This is a genomic window from Mesorhizobium sp. P2_F5, from assembly GCF_056403715.1.
In genome coordinates this window covers 151793-166290 of the sequence record NZ_JBFUEY010000003.1, presented here as the reverse complement: position 1 = coordinate 166290, position 14498 = coordinate 151793, and the positions used below count along the sequence as shown (strand labels likewise).

Sequence of the window (14498 nt, the reverse complement as noted above, 5' to 3'; positions counted from 1 at the left end):
TGCCTCATCAAGGGAGGAAACCATGAGATGTGCAATCATAACCGCGCTCTTGCTCGCATCGGCCACGCTGGCCCTGCCGGCGAAGGCGGACACATTCGATATCGTCAAGCAGAGGGGCACGATCCTGTGCGGCGTCAGCCAGGGCGTGGCAGGCTTCTCCGCGCCTGACGACGAGGGGAAATGGGGCGGCTTCGACATTGATTTCTGCCGCGCCATTTCTGCGGCCGTCTTCGGCGAGGCCGACAAGGTGAGCTATGTGCCGCTGTCGGCCAAGGAACGTTTCACCGCGCTGCAGGCAGGTACAGTCGATGTTTTGTCGCGGCAGTCCACCTGGTCGCTGTCGCGCGACACCGGCATGGGCATCCACTTCGTCGGCGCTGCCTATTATGACGGCCAAGGCTTCATGGTGCGCAAGAATCTCGGCGTCGACAGCGCGCTGAAGCTTTCGGGCGCCACCATCTGCCTCGAACAGGGCACTACCACCGAGCAGAACGTCGCCGACTATTTTTCCGCCAACAAGATGACATATGAAGGGGTCGTCATCGATTCCGCCGACAGCATCATCAAGGCGTTCGATAGCGGCCGCTGCGACGTCTACTCCACCGACGCGTCCGCGCTTTATGCACAGCGCCTCAAGCTGACCGATCCTGACGCCTTCGCGGTGTTGCCCGAGATCATCTCGAAGGAGCCGCTGAGCCCGGCCGTCCGCAAGGGAGACGACAAGTGGTTCGACATCGTGCGCTGGACGCTGTTCTCGCTGATCGAGGCGGAAGAGGAGGGCATTACGCAGACCAATGCGGAGGGCTCGCTGAAGTCGCAGAACCCGACGGTCCGCAGGTTCCTCGGCGTCGAGGGCGATAACGGCCAGCAGCTCGGGCTCGACCCTGCCTTCGCCTACAACATCGTTGCCAAGGTGGGCAACTATGGCGAAATCTTCGAACGCAATCTCGGCCAGTCCAGCCAGTTGAAGATCGCCCGTGGCATCAACGCGTTGTGGAATGCGGGTGGCCTGATGTACGCGCCTCCGGCGCGCTGATTTCTCCAGCGGTCACCGGTTCACAGCAAGGCCAACCCGGCCCATCCCGATACAATCGGGATGGGCCGTTGTCGTTAGCCGTTTGCTGATTGCGGAAACGATGTAGCGAAGGCGGCATCGATGATGGCGAGCTTGACGGCCAGGGCGCTCATATACTCCTGGTAGAAGCTGTTCGAGACCCACATCACCGAGTGCCCGCGCTGGCCCATCCAGCCGACGCTGCCGAGATTTTCGGCGTCGCGCAATTTGCGGGCGAGATGGGTGCGCGAGAGCTTCAGCCAGTTGGCGAAGTCGCCGATCGACACCACGCCGGTCGGGATCCGATCCAGCCCGGCATGGTCGGGGTCGACGCCCGAGATCAGCCAGTCCATCACGACGCCGCCATTGTTGAGCCAGGTGAACAGCGAGAAGGTCTGTTTGGGCTCACGCACCGGACTGGACGACAGCAGGCCGTCGGCCACCAGCGGCTGCACCCTGGCAAGCGCGTCGGGTCGTTGAAGGAAATTCACAAGCCGGCTGGCGCCGTCCAGGCTGTCGAGCGTCTGCAGATGGGCAAGAAGCCAGCCGGTCACCGCGTCCAGCGTGGCTGCGGTGGGCTGCAGCGGGCGGATGCGCCTGTCCTCACTGTTTTCCAGATATGAAATTATAGTGCAGCATTTCCCGGATGAAGGCGTCGGCGGTGTTGCGGCTGGCGACGGAATGCTGGCCGATAACGTCGAGAAAGCGCGACGCCGTCAATTGCTTGCGATAGTCGCCGGGATCGCGCCTGAAATGCAGGGCAAGGCCGAGATGCGCCATCAGCCAACGCTGCTGCGTGGCAAACACCGAGGAGCGGCGCGGGTCCGCACTGAAGGCTTCAAGCAAGGCCAGCGCCTGTGCCCGGACACAGCGATGCAGCGCCGGCTGGCCGGTCATATCTTCCAGATTGAGCATTATTCTCCCGTGCCTCGATCCCACCAAGCCACGAAGTCACATTTTCAGGCTTGACCGCTCGTGTCCAGATGCACGCAGGCCATTCGCCGACCGGTCGTGGCCATCGGCACTGTCGCCCGCGTAAACGGCGGTCGGCGTCGAGGTTCAGCCAGCCCGTTGGGTCGGACGACACGCCTCGAAAGCGGCATCGATGACGGCAAGCTTGGCGGCCTGTACGGTCATATATTCCTGGTAGAAGCTGTTCGAGACCCACATCACCGAGTGTCCGCGCCGGCCCATCCAGCCGACACTGCCGAGCTTTTCGGCATCGCGCAATTTGCGCGCCAGATGGGTGCGCGAGAGTTTTAGCCAGCTGGCGAACTCGCCGATCGAAACCACGCTGGTCGGGATCCGGTCCAGCCCGGCATTGTCGGGGTCGATGCCGGACATCAGCCAATCCATGACGATGCCGCCATTGTTGAGCCAGATGAACAGCGAAAAGGTCTGCTTGGGTTCGCGCACCGGGTTGGAGGAAAGCAGGCCTTCCGCCACCATCGGCTGCAGCCTGGCGATCATGCCGTGCTGCTCGAGAAACACGGTGAGGCGGTTGCCGCCGTCGAGACCGTCGAGTGTGCGCAGATGTGCGACCACCCAGCCATCGAATTCCTTCAGCGTCGCCGCCGTCACCTGAAAGGGGTGGGCGCGTCCGTCGCCGGTATGCGGCAGGTATTCGATGATGTGATAGTGCAGCATCTCCTTGATGAAGGCCTCGGCCGTGTTGCGGCTGGCGACGGAATAGTGAAGCACGGCATCGATGAAGCGGGCCAGTGTCAGTTCCGTGCGGGGATCGCGCGGGTCGCGGGCGAAATGCAGGGCAAGGCCGGTGTGGGCCAGCAGCCAGCGCTGTTGCGTGGCGAATACGGCGGCCAGGCGCGGGCTCGTTTCATAGATGTGCAGCAGCGCTTGCGACTGAGCCTGGACATGACGATGCAGGGCCGGATGGCCGGCAATATATTCGAAATTCAGCGCCATCCTCCTCGTCCTCCGGCCAGCCCCCCGGCAGCGAAGACGCAAACCACATTTCCAGCCTTAGCCGCCTGTGTCCAGCCATGCCAACCCGGACAAAAGGCCTAGAGCTGTCGATGGTTCCACAGACACATTGAAACCGCCCCATCTCTTTGATTTTGGAGCGATTGCCAAGGGAGAGCGCCACGCGTTTTTCCCGGGAAAACCGTTTCACACTTTTCCTGGAAATGCTCTGGTCCGTTCGCGCCCGGCTGATGGCGCTGCCAGCATCGTTGCGCAGAATGCCGATGCCCGCGGCGGCGGAGTGCCGCTGCAGGTCGTCTTCACCGGCTTCGCAGTGAATGGGGATGCGCAGACCCTGATCGAAGACCCGCACTTCGACCAGGCAGCGCTCTGCCGCAGCATGGCGACGTTTGCAGCGGTCGGTGTCGTTGCGTCCGCCCAATAATAAAGCGGTGGTCAGGCCGGATTGCGGCCTGTAGGCCTGCCCGTGCGCGAAAATGATGTCCGCAGGCGATAGCGGTCGCCGGCGTAGCGGATGGTCGAGGACAGCAGCGGCCGGCCGGCGGTGTCGACAATGAGCTGGCGCATCACCAAAGTGGATTTGCCGACGTCGATGTCGAGGTGCCGCGCCAGAACAGGATCGGCATCATGCGCCTCGATCGTGGTTTCGGCGCGTGCCAGGTCGACACCGGCATCGATCAGCAGGCCGAACAGCGACGCATTGCTGAAGTCGATGCGGCTGAGATCGGGAACGAGGCTTGCTGCAAAGAACGAGGTGTCGACGGCGACGGGGACCTGGTCGAGGCGACGGATGCGCTCGAGGTGAAACAGCGTCGCACCCGGCGCGATCGACAGCTCCTCGGCCTCGTCAAGCGAGGCCGGCGCCTGTTCGGCGCGCAACACGTTGGAAGAGGGCGTCAGGCCGAGGCGTTTGGCGGTCTCGCTGAAGGATTCCAGCGTGTTGGGAAACTCCTTCGGCACCTTGGACGAGACATACCAGCCGCGCCCGTGCGACGGCGTCAGCACGCCTTCCTCGACGAGGCTCTGCAGGGCCCGGCGCAAGGTCACCCTCGATATCGACATGCGCGTGAACAGGTCGCGCTCGGCCGGCAGGCGCGCGCCCGAGGCAAGCTTGCCTGAGGCGATCTCCTGCAGGATCGCGTCAGCGGCCTGCCGCCAGAGTGGTTCGGGTCCGTCCGACTGCAGTGGCGAGCCCTCCATCACGGTCACCCTTTGATCTTTTCCCATACGCCCGTTCGCATCGAACGGTAGCAGGCGTCAATTATGTGGTTGACGATGACGCCATCCTCGAAGGTTTCCAATGGCGTTGTCCCGGCGGCGAAGTGGTCGGCAAAATGGCGCATCTGTTGCGAAAAGCCATAGGCGCGGGTTTCCTCCGGCACCGGATAGACCCAGCCGGTCTCGGCATCGGCCTTTTCGACGAGATAGCCCACCGGCTTCTCGATGAAGCCCCAGACCGGGCCGACCGAGGTGTCGGTGACGATGCGGCCGGCCGAGCCGACCAGTTCGTGGCGCAGCTGCATGCCGCCTTTCTCGATCCATGACGATTCGATGGTGGCGAGCTGGCCGCCGGCGAATTTCAACAGCGCGATCGCCGTGTCTTCCCCGGTTGTCTTATCACCGTGGACGAGTGTTGCACCCCAGGCCATCACTTCGATGATCAGATTGGCCTTGCCGAAGAAGTGGCGTGCGCTCTCGACCGTGTGGCAGCCCATGTCGAGCAGGGCGCCGCCGCCGGCGAGTTCGGCGTTCCAGAAATGTGGCGCGTGCGGGCCGGAATGCGCCTCGCGGGCGCGCATGGTGAGCAGATTGCCGATGCCGCCCGCCTGAATCATCTGGTGGGCCTTGGCGATGTTGGGGGAAAACACCGCGCATTCGGCATAGCCGTGCCAGATGCCGGCGCTCTGGACGATGTCGAGGATTTCCTGCGCCTCCTTGCCGGTGCGCGCCAGCGGCTTGGTGCAGATGACGGCCTTGCCGTGTTTTGCCGCCGTTCTGACGGCTTCGAGATGGATTTCGTTGGGCAGCGCGATCACCACCAATTCGACCTTCGGATCGGCGCACAGCGCGTCGATATCCCTATGCGCGGTGACCTTGGGGGCCCATTTCCTGGCGAAGGCCGTGGCGCGCTCGAAACTGCGCGACGAGCAGGCCACGAGCTCGGCATTGCGCACGTCGAGCAGCGAGTCCGCATAGGTCTCGGCGATGAAGCCAGAGCCCAGAATTCCAACTCCAATCATTCAAATCCTCCCAAACTTTACCATCGAGCAGCGTGCTTGATAGAAAAGACAACACAATACCACTTGTCACAAGATGTATCAGTAGGTATGGTCCGAGGCAACAGTGCAAAATCGTGAATCCACACGAGGCACCATCTTGAGGGAGAGCAGGACAATGCGTTCCATACGTGTATCGATCCCGCTGGCGGCGACGCTTGGCGTGATGTTTTCAGGGGGTGTCGGTGCCGCGTTTGCCGACCCGGTCACCATCACTTTGAACAGCTGGCGCACCGAGGACATCGCGGTGTGGCAGGACACCATCCTGCCGGCCTTCGAGGCGAAGCATCCCGATATCAAGGTCGAGTTCGCGCCGATCAACACCAATGAGTACAACGCCGCGGTACAGTCGCAGATCGAAGGCGGCGCCGGCGGTGACTTGATAACCTGCCGCCCGTTCGACGTGAACCGCGAATGGATCAAGCGCGGCTATTTCGAATCGCTGGAAGGCCTGCCGGGCCTGGAGAATTTCGACAAGACCTCGCGGGCTGCGTGGTCGGGTGCGGACGACAAGACCTACTGCCTGCCGGTCGCCGCAGTGCTCGCCGGCTTCTACTATAATGCCGACATCTTCAAGGAATTGGGCCTGAAGGTGCCGACCACCAGCGCCGAGTTCATCGATGTGCTCACGGCAATCAAGAAGGACGGCCGCTACACGCCGCTGGCCTACGGCTCGGCCGAGTCCTGGCAGCTCGCCTATAACGGCCTCTACTCGATCGGCCCGGCCTACTGGAAAGGTGAGGAGGGCCGGCTCGGCCTGATAGACGGCAAGAAGAAGCTGACCGATCCGGAGTTCGTCGACGCCATCGCCGCTTTCGAAGCCTGGAAGCCGTTCCTGCCGTCGGGCCAGGAAAGCCTGAACTATGCCGACATGACGCAGCTGTTCACGCTGGGCAAAGCGGCCATCCTTCCCGACGGTTCGTGGGACATCAACCAGGCGACCTCGACTGGCCTCAATGTCGGCGTGTTCGGCCCGCCGGTGCCGAAGGCGGGCGACAAGCGCTACCTCCAGGAAATGCCTGATATGGGCATCGGCATCAACGCCAAGAGCACGCACAAGGACGCGGCAAAGACCTTCCTCGACTGGGTCGCCGGGCCTGAGTTCCAGGAGCTCTATGTCAACGCCGCTCCCGGCTTCTTCGCCATGAGTTCGAAGCCGGTGACCTACAAGAACAAGCTGGCGCAGGACTTCGCCGACCTGAAGAAAGGTGCCGAACTGACGCCGCGCCTGGCGCTGGATCGGCTCAGCGCCGGCACTCCGCCGCTCGACGACGAGACCTGGCGCCTGCTGCAGGTGATGTTCACCAAGTCCGATGTCACGCCACAGCAGGTCGCGACCGAACTCCAGGCTGGCCTCGCCTCCTGGTACGGACCGCAGAAGAAGTAATCCGGCACCGCTTCGCGCATGCCTTGCCACGAGGCGGGGCATGCGCAAGCCTGACGGCGCGCCGGCAAGTTCTGTCGGCGTGAAGATGAGGTTTTTTCAGTTGATATCTCCCGCTGCCGCTTATCGAAACCTGCTGCTGTTCGTGCTGCCGGCGCTGGCCGTCTATCTGGTCTTTGCCGTGCTGCCGCTGGCGACCTCGATCGTCATGAGCTTCTTCCAGACCAATGGCGCTTCGGGTGATGTCTTTGTCGGTTTCGCCAATTACGAGCGCCTGTTCACCCACCCGACCATCAGCGCCCGCTTCTGGAATGCGTTGCTCAACAATATGCAGTATTTCGCCATCCATCTGATCGTCGAAGTGCCGATGGGACTGCTGCTCGCGGCGCTGCTGACGTCCGGCAAGCTGGCGCGCTCGGAAGGCATCTACCGCACGCTCCTGTTCATCCCGGCGACGCTGTCGGTGGTCATTGTCGGCTTCGTCTGGCGCCTGATCATCAACCCGCTCTGGGGCCTTGTCGGCTTCCCGCTGCTGGGCACGGAATCGACGGCGCTCACCACGATATCGCTGATGTCGGTCTGGCAGTATTTCGGCATCCCGATGGTGTTTCTCTACAGCGCGCTGCTTGCGGTACCCAACGAGCTTGTCGAAGCCGCTAACATCGACGGCGCCGGTGGCTGGACGACCTTCTGGAAGATCAAGTTTCCGCTGATCGCGCCGCAGTTCGGGCTGATCGCGATCCTCACCTACATCTGGACGTTCAACGGCTTCGACCTGGTGTTCGCGCTCAACGGCTCGGCGCCCGGGCCGAACTACAGCACCGATATTCTCGGCACCTATTTCTACCGCACCTTCTTCGGTTCGAGTGGGCAGCTTGCCGATCTCGATCTGGGAAGTGCTGTCGCAACGGTCATCTTCCTCACCGTGTTGCTGGTTACCGCGGCCTATTTCTGGCTGATCCAGCGCCGCCTGAAATCCTATTCGGCCTAGGAGCTGAGATGAGCGCCCCAGACCTCACCATCCCCGTTGCCCGCCGCCGCCAGGACCGCGAACCCTGGACGGTCGAACGCATCATCGTGCACGCGCTGCTGATCTTGTTCGTGCTGCTTGCCATCGGGCCGGTGCTGATCGTCATCATCAATTCGCTGAAGACGACGCCGGCTATCTTCGGCGGGCCATTCGACCTGCCGACGGCCAAGACCTTCAGCCTCGAAGGCTACAAGCGCGTCTTCACGCGCGGCAATTTCATCGTCAACTACCGCAACAGCCTGATCGTTACCGTGACGACGATCGGGCTGACCGTGGTGCTGTCGACGCTCGCCGCTTTTGCGCTGGTCGAATACCGCGTGCGGCTGGCGTCGCTGCTCGGCGGCCTGTTCGTGCTCGGCATCATGCTGCCGATCAGGCTCGGCACCATCCCGCTCATCCAGATGATGCTGGCGTGGAGGCTGATGGACACGCTCGCGGCGCTGATCCTCGTCTACACCGCCATGAGCATTCCGATTGCGGTGACGCTGATGGTCACCTATTTCCGCACCGTGCCGACCGATCTCAAGGAAGCGGCACGCATGGATGGGGCGAGCGAGTTGCGCACTTTCTGGATCGTGCTGCCACTGGTCCGGCCGGGCCTCGCCGCGGTCGCGGCACTGACCATGCTGCCGGTCTGGAACGACCTCTGGTTCCCGCTGATCCTGGCGCCAAGCCGGCAGAACCAGACGGTGACGCTCGGCGTGCAGCAATTCGTCGGCCAGTTCATGAACGACTATCCGGCGCTGCTTGCCGCATTGACGCTCGGCGCGGTGCCGCTGGTGCTGCTGTTCACCCTGTTCTCGCGGCAATTCATCAGCGGCCTGAGCAAGGGCTACAGCAAGTGATTTTCCACGCACACCAATTTCGAACTGATGGAACATTGAGATGCAGATAGGCACTTACATTCGCCGGCAGCCCGCGACTCTCACCGGCCTGCCCGCGGCAATCGGCGCGGAGCTCGACAGATTTGCCAGCCTGCGTGAGAGGCCGGAGCGGATCGTGCTGCTCGGCACCGGCTCGTCGATGAATGCGCTGCTGGCCGGCGCCGAAGCGCTGGAAGAGGGCACGGGCGCCTCAGTGATCGCCAAGGAGCCGGAAGCTTTCCTGCGCCTGCCGCCCAAGGCATCGGGCCAGCGCACGCTGGTGCTGGCGGCGTCGCAGTCCGGCATGAGCATCACCACCATCGAAGCGGTGCGCCTGTCGGTGCAACTCCGGTTCCCGACGCTTGTCATCACCGGTGAGGCCGGAAGCCTGATCACCGAAACCGGGGCCGAGATCATCGTCATGCCGATCGGTCCGGAGACGGTCGGTCCCAAGACCATGGGCTACACCGCCACCGTCATTTCGGTGTTGGCAGTCGCCGCAAAGCTCGCCAACAAGACGGTCGATCTGTCGGGGTTGCTCGCGCAACTCGAGCAGACGGCTGAAACCGGTCTGGCGGCTGCGAAGGATCTGGTCACACGCTTCGGCGTGCCCGATTACATTCTGGTTGCCGGGCAGGCGACGCATCTCGGCACGGCGCTCGAAGCGTCGCTCAAGATCGCCGAAATCAGTGGCGTGCCGACCTCGGCCTTCGACACCGAAGAGGCCTTGCACGGCCATGTCTATGGCACGACCGACAAGAGCCTGGTTATCGCCATTGCGCAGACCGAGACCGAGGCCAAGGTCGCCGCCAATCTTGGCGAGGCGCTGGCTGAACTCGGCCCGCGCAGCGTCGTTCTCAACCTCTCGGGATATCCGACCCGCTTCGACTTGGCGGTAAGCTGGCCGACAGCGCCGGAACAGCAATGGCTCGCCGGCTGCTGGGCGCCGATACCGCTGCAATGGTATGGTTGCGAGCTGGCGATCGCGCGCGGCATCGACCCCGACAAGATGATCTACCCCAACCTCGGACGGCGGCTCAACGTGCGCATCCGCAAGGAGGCGTGATGGTAACCGCTGTTGGAATCGACATTGGCGGCAGCTTGGTCAAGCTCGGCGTCGTCGACGGTTCAGGCAAGGTCCTGGCGCGCGGCACTGTCCCGGTACATCGCGATATCGAGTTCGCGGAGTTCGTCCATCTGGTCACCGAGGCGACCGAAGCGCTGAGAAAGGCGTATCCCGATATCGCGGCTATCGGCATCGGTGTGCCCGGCACGCCCAATCCCGAGACCGGCATGCTCAACGGCCGCTGCCCGGCGATCCCGGCACTGCTGAAGGGATCGCTGTCAAAGCTGTTCGCCATTCGCTTCGGCGTGCCGGCTGTTGTCCGCAACGATGCGGTCAGCGCCACCCATGGCGAAATGCGCCATGGCGCCGGGCGTCCGTTTTCGCGCTTTGCGCTGCTGACGCTCGGCACCGGCATTGGCGGGTCCATGGTCATCGACCGCAAGGTCATCGACGGTCCGGACGGGCTGCCGCCGCAGTTCGGCTGTATCTCGCTCGACCCCGCCCGCACCGACATCGCCGATCCGGTGCCGGGCATGGTCGAGAACCTTGCCAGCGCGCGAGCGCTGGTCAATCGCTACCGCCAGCTCAAGCCGGACACCGACGCCAAGGATGCCAAGACCGTCGTCGATCTCGCCAAGGCGGGCGATGCGATCGCGCTGCAGGTGGTCGACGAGGTGGCGCGCTGGCTCGGGCAGATGATCGGCATCATGTCGAACATGCTCAACATCGAGGCGGCGATCATCGGCGGCGGCTTGTCGCTCGCCGGCCCGTTCTTCACCGATCGTATCGCCAAAAATGTCCGGGATTTCGTGCTGCTCAAGCCCGGCCGGCCGCCTGTGATCGTGGCGGCGGAGCATGGCAACGATGCCGGCGTGATCGGCACGGCGGCACTGGCGCTCGACATGTTCGCGCCCACGGCAAAGGAATAGCGCCATGGCCGATGTCGAACTCAGGAAGATTTCCAAGAGTTTTCAGAACCTGAAGGTCGTGCACGATATCGATCTCGAGATTGCCGAGGGCGAGTTCGTTGTCCTCGTCGGCCCGTCCGGCTGCGGCAAGTCGACGACGCTGCGCATGGTCGCGGGACTGGACCGGCCGAGCGGCGGCGAGATCCATATTGGCGGCAGGCTGGTCAACAACATCCAGGCCAGGGATCGCGACATCGCGATGGTCTTCCAGAGCTACGCGCTCTATCCGCAGATGACGGTGGCGCAGAACATGGCCTTCGGCCTGCGCATCCGCAAAGTGCCGGACGCGGAGGTGACACAACGCATTGCCCGTGTCGCCGACATGCTCGATCTCAGCGAGCTTTTGCAGCGCAAGCCGCATCAACTGTCCGGTGGCCAGCGCCAGCGCGTCGCCATGGGCCGCGCCATGGTGCGCCAGCCGAAAGTCTTCCTGTTCGACGAGCCGCTCTCCAATCTCGACGCCAAACTCAGGGGCAAGATGCGCGCCGAGATCAAGCGGCTGCACCAGATGGTCGCAACCACGACCATTTACGTTACCCACGATCAGGTCGAGGCGATGACATTGGCCGACCGCGTGGTGGTGATGAACAAGGGCCGCATCGAACAGATCGGGCCGCCCAACGATCTCTACCATGAACCGGCCAGCCGCTTCGTTGCCGGCTTCATCGGCAGCCCCGGCATGAACTTTTTCAAGTGCCGCCTCGAGGCGCGGGGCGACCGGCTCGCGGTTTTGCTGGCGGATGGGATCGAACTCGCGGTGCCTGCTTCCCGCACCGCGCGCTATGCCGGCCATGTCGGGCGTGAGCTGGAATTTGGCCTGCGTCCCGAGCACATCACCGAACGGCGCGAGCGGCCCGATACCGTCGACATCAAGGCGGGGGTCGAAGTGGTCGAGCCGATGGGCATGGAGACGCTGCTGCATGTGCTGATCGCCGGCGGCGAGGCAACGGCGCGCATCGATCCCGCGGCGACGCCGAAGCCCGGCGAGACCGCGACGCTGTCGCTCGGCATGGCGCATATGCATCTGCTCGATCCCGAAAGCGGCAAGGTGCTCTGAAACGCGAAGGCTCAGACGCCGGCCATAACCGTTCTGCCACACTTTTGCGTGTCGAATGCAAAAACAATATATTATCCGTTGACAAATATAATTTTGGAGCGAATTTTTAGGTGCGGCGCCAGACGACCGTGGTGGCCCTCGGGGCCATCTCCATGCAGTCCCAGGAATGTGCCGGTCATGATCGACATCCACAGCGTGTCAAAGTCCTTCGTGGCTAGGGACGTCGATCCCGTCCACGCGCTGAAGGAAGTCAGCCTGGAAATCTTCGACAATGAGTTCTTCACGCTGCTGGGGCCCTCAGGTTGCGGCAAGACAACCCTCTTGCGGCTGATCGCCGGTTTTGAGGCGCCGAGTTCCGGCGCCATCCGCATTGCCGGCAATGATGTCGCTTCGCTGCCGCCGCAGAAGCGACCGGTCAACACGGTGTTCCAGAGCTATGCGCTGTTTCCGCATATGAGCGTGGCCGAGAATGTCGCCTTCGGGCTCGAAATGCAGAACGCGCCGAAATCGCTGATCGACGAGCGCGTCCGGGAAGCGCTGGAAATGGTGCGGCTCGAAGGCTTCGCCACGCGGCGCCCGGCGCAATTGTCGGGTGGCCAGCAGCAGCGCGTCGCGGTGGCTCGCGCGCTCGCGCCCAAGCCAAGCGTGCTTCTGCTCGACGAGCCGCTGTCGGCGCTCGACCTCAAATTGCGCAAGGGCATGCAGAGCGAATTGAAGCGGCTGCAGCGCGAGACCGGTATCACCTTCGTGCTGGTCACCCACGACCAGGAGGAGGCGCTGGCCATGTCCGACCGGATCGCGGTGATGCGCAGCGGCGACGTGCTGCAGGTCGGCACGCCGCGTGACATCTACGACAATCCGCAGGACCGTTTTGTTGCCGACTTCATCGGCGAGTCTAACATTCTGCCCGGCGCCGCCCTTGGCCGCGATCCGGCCAAGACGATCGTCGTGCGGCCGGAGCACATCGTGGTGTCGCCGGCATCGGACGGCGCCAAAGGACACGCCAGGGGCGCGGTGTCCGCCATCACCTTCCTCGGCCCCGACACGCTCTACGAGGTCGTGCTGGAGGAGGGGGCGAAATTGCATTCACGCTCGCGCGGCGGTGCGGCGCTTTCGACAGGCGACAAGGTCGTCGTCGACTGGGCGCGCAATGTCGAACGCGAACTGGCGAACTGAGATGGGTCCGAACCGCACCTGGCTCTTGATTGCTCCGGCCATGCTGGTCATCGGCATCTTCATGGTGCTGCCGCTGTTGCTGGCTGTCGGCTATTCCTTCATGACCGCCAACCCTTATGGCGGCGTCACCGCGCCGGCGACCTTCGACGCCTATCTGCAGTTCCTCTACCAGCGCGATTTTGACGACAGCCTGGTGTTTTCACCGAGCTACGCGCTGATCATCCTGCGCTCGATCTATCTCGCCATCGCCACCACCTTGATCTGCCTCGTGCTCGGCCTGCCGGTTGCCTGGTACATCGTCTGCCAGACGCCGGAGCGGCGGCGGATCCTTTTGTTCGCCGTCACGCTGCCGTTCTGGATCAACACGCTGATCCGCACCTATTGCTGGATCCTCATCCTGCGCGATGAAGGGCTGGCGAATGGCGCGCTGCGCCATGCCGGCATCATCTCCGATCCGTTGCCGCTGCTCTACAATGACGGCTCGATCCTGCTCGGCCTCGTCTACACCTTTCTGCCCTTCATGGTGCTGCCGATCTATTCGACGCTGGAGCGCATCGATGCCCGGCTGATCGAAGCCGCGCACGATCTCTACGCCAGCCGCGCCGCCGTCTTCCGGCGCATCGTCTGGCCACTGGCGCGGCCCGGCGCGCTGGCCGGCGCCAAGCTGGTCTTCGCGCCGGCGCTCGGCTCGTTCCTGGCACCCGACCTGCTCGGCGGCGGCAAGAAGCTGCTGATCGGCAGCCTCATCCAGATGCAGTTCACCTCATCGCGCAACTGGCCGTTTGGCGCCGCACTTTCGACGGTCGTGACGGTCGTCGTGCTGACTGTCTTCGTCATCCGCTCGCGCCGGGTGCAGGAGGAACGGCAATGAACGGTGCAAAGCCCTTCGACTGGCGGCATACGCCCGGCCTGTCGGCCTACACCGCGCTGATCTTCCTGTTCTTCTACGCGCCGCTGCTGATCCTGGTGATCTACGCCTTCAACTCAAGCCGGCTGGTCACGGTCTGGGCCGGCTTCAGCTTCAAATGGTTCGTCGCCGTCGCCAACAATGGCGCGATCCGCGACGCCGCCTACAACAGCGTCATCATCGCCATCGTCGCCACCATCGCGTCGACGGCCATCGCCACCGCCGGCGCCATTGCACTGGAACGCGGCCGGCTGCGCTTCGGGCGAGGGGCGGCAACAGCGCTGATCGCGATGCCGCTGGTGGTGCCGGAGATCGTCGTGGCGATCACCACGCTGATCTTCTTTTCGGGGCTCGGCATGCATCATGGGCTCTTCAATCTGATGATCGCCCACACCGTCTTCTGCATCCCGTTCGCGCTGCTGCCGATCCAGGCGCGGCTGCGCGATATGGGCGGTACGCTGGAGGAGGCGGGGCGCGATCTCTACGCCGATGAATGGCGGCTGTTTGTCCGCGTCACGCTGCCCTTGCTGCTGCCTGCGATCTCTGCCGGCGCCATCATGGCCTTCGTCGTCTCGCTCGACGATTTCCTGATTTCGATGATGGTGTCGAGCGCCGGCTCGACCACGCTGCCGGTCTACATCTACGGCATGATGCGGCTTGGCGTGACGCCGGAGGTCAACGCCATCTCCACCATCCTGCTTGCCGTTTCCATCGTCTTCGTCGCCGCGGCCCTGCTCGTCGGACGACGAAACAGACTTGCCTAGAAATAAGAA

Annotated in this window: 14 protein-coding genes and 1 pseudogene; 11 read left to right on the top strand and 4 right to left on the bottom strand. The window is 63.4% G+C overall.

Translation table 11 applies throughout. The features are described 5' to 3' along the window. Positions 1-22 precede the first annotated feature (22 nt). Positions 23-1036 (top strand): amino acid ABC transporter substrate-binding protein, encoded by a 1014-nt coding sequence (locus tag AC1DYO_RS04830; RefSeq protein ID WP_477260825.1) that lies wholly within the window; start codon positions 23-25, stop codon positions 1034-1036. 74 nt (positions 1037-1110) lie between these two features. Here AC1DYO_RS04830 and AC1DYO_RS04825 read toward each other — a convergent pair. Next, positions 1111-1972 (bottom strand): annotated as a pseudogene (locus AC1DYO_RS04825) (hypothetical protein). Positions 1973-2113: 141 nt separating this feature from the next. Continuing rightward, complete coding sequence (locus AC1DYO_RS04820; RefSeq protein ID WP_477260823.1) at positions 2114-2980, bottom strand: hypothetical protein; 867 nt, start codon at positions 2978-2980, stop codon at positions 2114-2116. Between the two features lie 127 nt (positions 2981-3107). On the opposite strand from AC1DYO_RS04820, the gene AC1DYO_RS04815 reads away from it, so the two are divergent. Next, entirely contained in the window at positions 3108-3422 is a 315-nt protein-coding gene (locus AC1DYO_RS04815; protein WP_477260821.1) for a hypothetical protein, read from the top strand. Positions 3423-3433: 11 nt separating this feature from the next. Here the strand turns inward: AC1DYO_RS04815 and AC1DYO_RS04810 are convergent, their stop codons facing one another. Together AC1DYO_RS04810 and AC1DYO_RS04805 are read right to left on the bottom strand one after the other, a co-directional pair. Next, on the bottom strand, positions 3434-4198 hold the full coding sequence (locus AC1DYO_RS04810) for a GntR family transcriptional regulator (RefSeq protein ID WP_477261459.1): 765 nt from the start codon (positions 4196-4198) through the stop codon (positions 3434-3436). A 5-nt stretch (positions 4199-4203) separates the two neighbouring features. After that, on the bottom strand, positions 4204-5238 hold the full coding sequence (locus tag AC1DYO_RS04805; RefSeq protein WP_477260819.1) for a Gfo/Idh/MocA family protein: 1035 nt from the start codon (positions 5236-5238) through the stop codon (positions 4204-4206). Positions 5239-5392: 154 nt separating this feature from the next. Between AC1DYO_RS04805 and AC1DYO_RS04800 the strand changes: the two genes are divergently transcribed. The 9 genes from AC1DYO_RS04800 to AC1DYO_RS04760 all read left to right on the top strand — a co-directional run bounded on the left by AC1DYO_RS04800 (position 5393) and on the right by AC1DYO_RS04760 (position 14489). Beyond that, positions 5393-6661: an ABC transporter substrate-binding protein gene (locus AC1DYO_RS04800; protein WP_477260817.1), complete on the top strand. Its 1269-nt coding sequence runs from the start codon at positions 5393-5395 to the stop codon at positions 6659-6661. 40 nt (positions 6662-6701) lie between these two features. Then, on the top strand, positions 6702-7649 hold the full coding sequence (locus AC1DYO_RS04795; protein ID WP_477260815.1) for a carbohydrate ABC transporter permease: 948 nt from the start codon (positions 6702-6704) through the stop codon (positions 7647-7649). An 8-nt stretch (positions 7650-7657) separates the two neighbouring features. After that, positions 7658-8533: a carbohydrate ABC transporter permease gene (locus tag AC1DYO_RS04790; RefSeq protein ID WP_477260813.1), complete on the top strand. Its 876-nt coding sequence runs from the start codon at positions 7658-7660 to the stop codon at positions 8531-8533. 40 nt (positions 8534-8573) lie between these two features. Next, positions 8574-9617, top strand: a complete 1044-nt coding sequence (locus AC1DYO_RS04785; protein WP_477260811.1) for an SIS domain-containing protein — start codon at positions 8574-8576, stop codon at positions 9615-9617. Then, positions 9617-10546 (top strand): ROK family protein, encoded by a 930-nt coding sequence (locus AC1DYO_RS04780; RefSeq protein WP_477260809.1) that lies wholly within the window; start codon positions 9617-9619, stop codon positions 10544-10546. The genes AC1DYO_RS04785 and AC1DYO_RS04780 overlap by 1 nt, the downstream gene beginning before the upstream one ends. 4 nt (positions 10547-10550) lie before the next feature. Then, positions 10551-11642 (top strand): ABC transporter ATP-binding protein, encoded by a 1092-nt coding sequence (locus AC1DYO_RS04775; RefSeq protein ID WP_477260807.1) that lies wholly within the window; start codon positions 10551-10553, stop codon positions 11640-11642. Positions 11643-11819: 177 nt separating this feature from the next. Beyond that, complete coding sequence (locus AC1DYO_RS04770; RefSeq protein ID WP_477260805.1) at positions 11820-12818, top strand: ABC transporter ATP-binding protein; 999 nt, start codon at positions 11820-11822, stop codon at positions 12816-12818. A 1-nt stretch (position 12819) separates the two neighbouring features. Further along, complete coding sequence (locus AC1DYO_RS04765; RefSeq protein ID WP_477260803.1) at positions 12820-13689, top strand: ABC transporter permease; 870 nt, start codon at positions 12820-12822, stop codon at positions 13687-13689. Beyond that, positions 13686-14489 (top strand): ABC transporter permease, encoded by an 804-nt coding sequence (locus AC1DYO_RS04760; RefSeq protein ID WP_477260801.1) that lies wholly within the window; start codon positions 13686-13688, stop codon positions 14487-14489. Before AC1DYO_RS04765 ends, AC1DYO_RS04760 begins: the two co-directional genes overlap by 4 nt. The last annotated feature ends 9 nt before the right edge of the window (positions 14490-14498 follow it).

What these genes read in the sequence shown, in the direction of transcription:
- AC1DYO_RS04765 (WP_477260803.1), top strand. Translation starts at nt 12,820, where the DNA reads ATGGGTCCGAACCGCACCTGGCTCTTGATTGCTCCGGCCATGCTGGTC.
- AC1DYO_RS04800 (WP_477260817.1), top strand. Translation starts at nt 5,393, where the DNA reads ATGCGTTCCATACGTGTATCGATCCCGCTGGCGGCGACGCTTGGCGTG.
- AC1DYO_RS04830 (WP_477260825.1), top strand. Translation starts at nt 23, where the DNA reads ATGAGATGTGCAATCATAACCGCGCTCTTGCTCGCATCGGCCACGCTG.
- AC1DYO_RS04810 (WP_477261459.1), bottom strand. Translation starts at nt 4,198, where the DNA reads ATGGAGGGCTCGCCACTGCAGTCGGACGGACCCGAACCACTCTGGCGG.
- AC1DYO_RS04780 (WP_477260809.1), top strand. Translation starts at nt 9,617, where the DNA reads ATGGTAACCGCTGTTGGAATCGACATTGGCGGCAGCTTGGTCAAGCTC.
- AC1DYO_RS04775 (WP_477260807.1), top strand. Translation starts at nt 10,551, where the DNA reads ATGGCCGATGTCGAACTCAGGAAGATTTCCAAGAGTTTTCAGAACCTG.
- AC1DYO_RS04820 (WP_477260823.1), bottom strand. Translation starts at nt 2,980, where the DNA reads ATGGCGCTGAATTTCGAATATATTGCCGGCCATCCGGCCCTGCATCGT.
- AC1DYO_RS04760 (WP_477260801.1), top strand. Translation starts at nt 13,686, where the DNA reads ATGAACGGTGCAAAGCCCTTCGACTGGCGGCATACGCCCGGCCTGTCG.
- AC1DYO_RS04770 (WP_477260805.1), top strand. Translation starts at nt 11,820, where the DNA reads ATGATCGACATCCACAGCGTGTCAAAGTCCTTCGTGGCTAGGGACGTC.
- AC1DYO_RS04795 (WP_477260815.1), top strand. Translation starts at nt 6,702, where the DNA reads ATGCGCAAGCCTGACGGCGCGCCGGCAAGTTCTGTCGGCGTGAAGATG.
- AC1DYO_RS04805 (WP_477260819.1), bottom strand. Translation starts at nt 5,238, where the DNA reads ATGATTGGAGTTGGAATTCTGGGCTCTGGCTTCATCGCCGAGACCTAT.
- AC1DYO_RS04790 (WP_477260813.1), top strand. Translation starts at nt 7,658, where the DNA reads ATGAGCGCCCCAGACCTCACCATCCCCGTTGCCCGCCGCCGCCAGGAC.
- AC1DYO_RS04785 (WP_477260811.1), top strand. Translation starts at nt 8,574, where the DNA reads ATGCAGATAGGCACTTACATTCGCCGGCAGCCCGCGACTCTCACCGGC.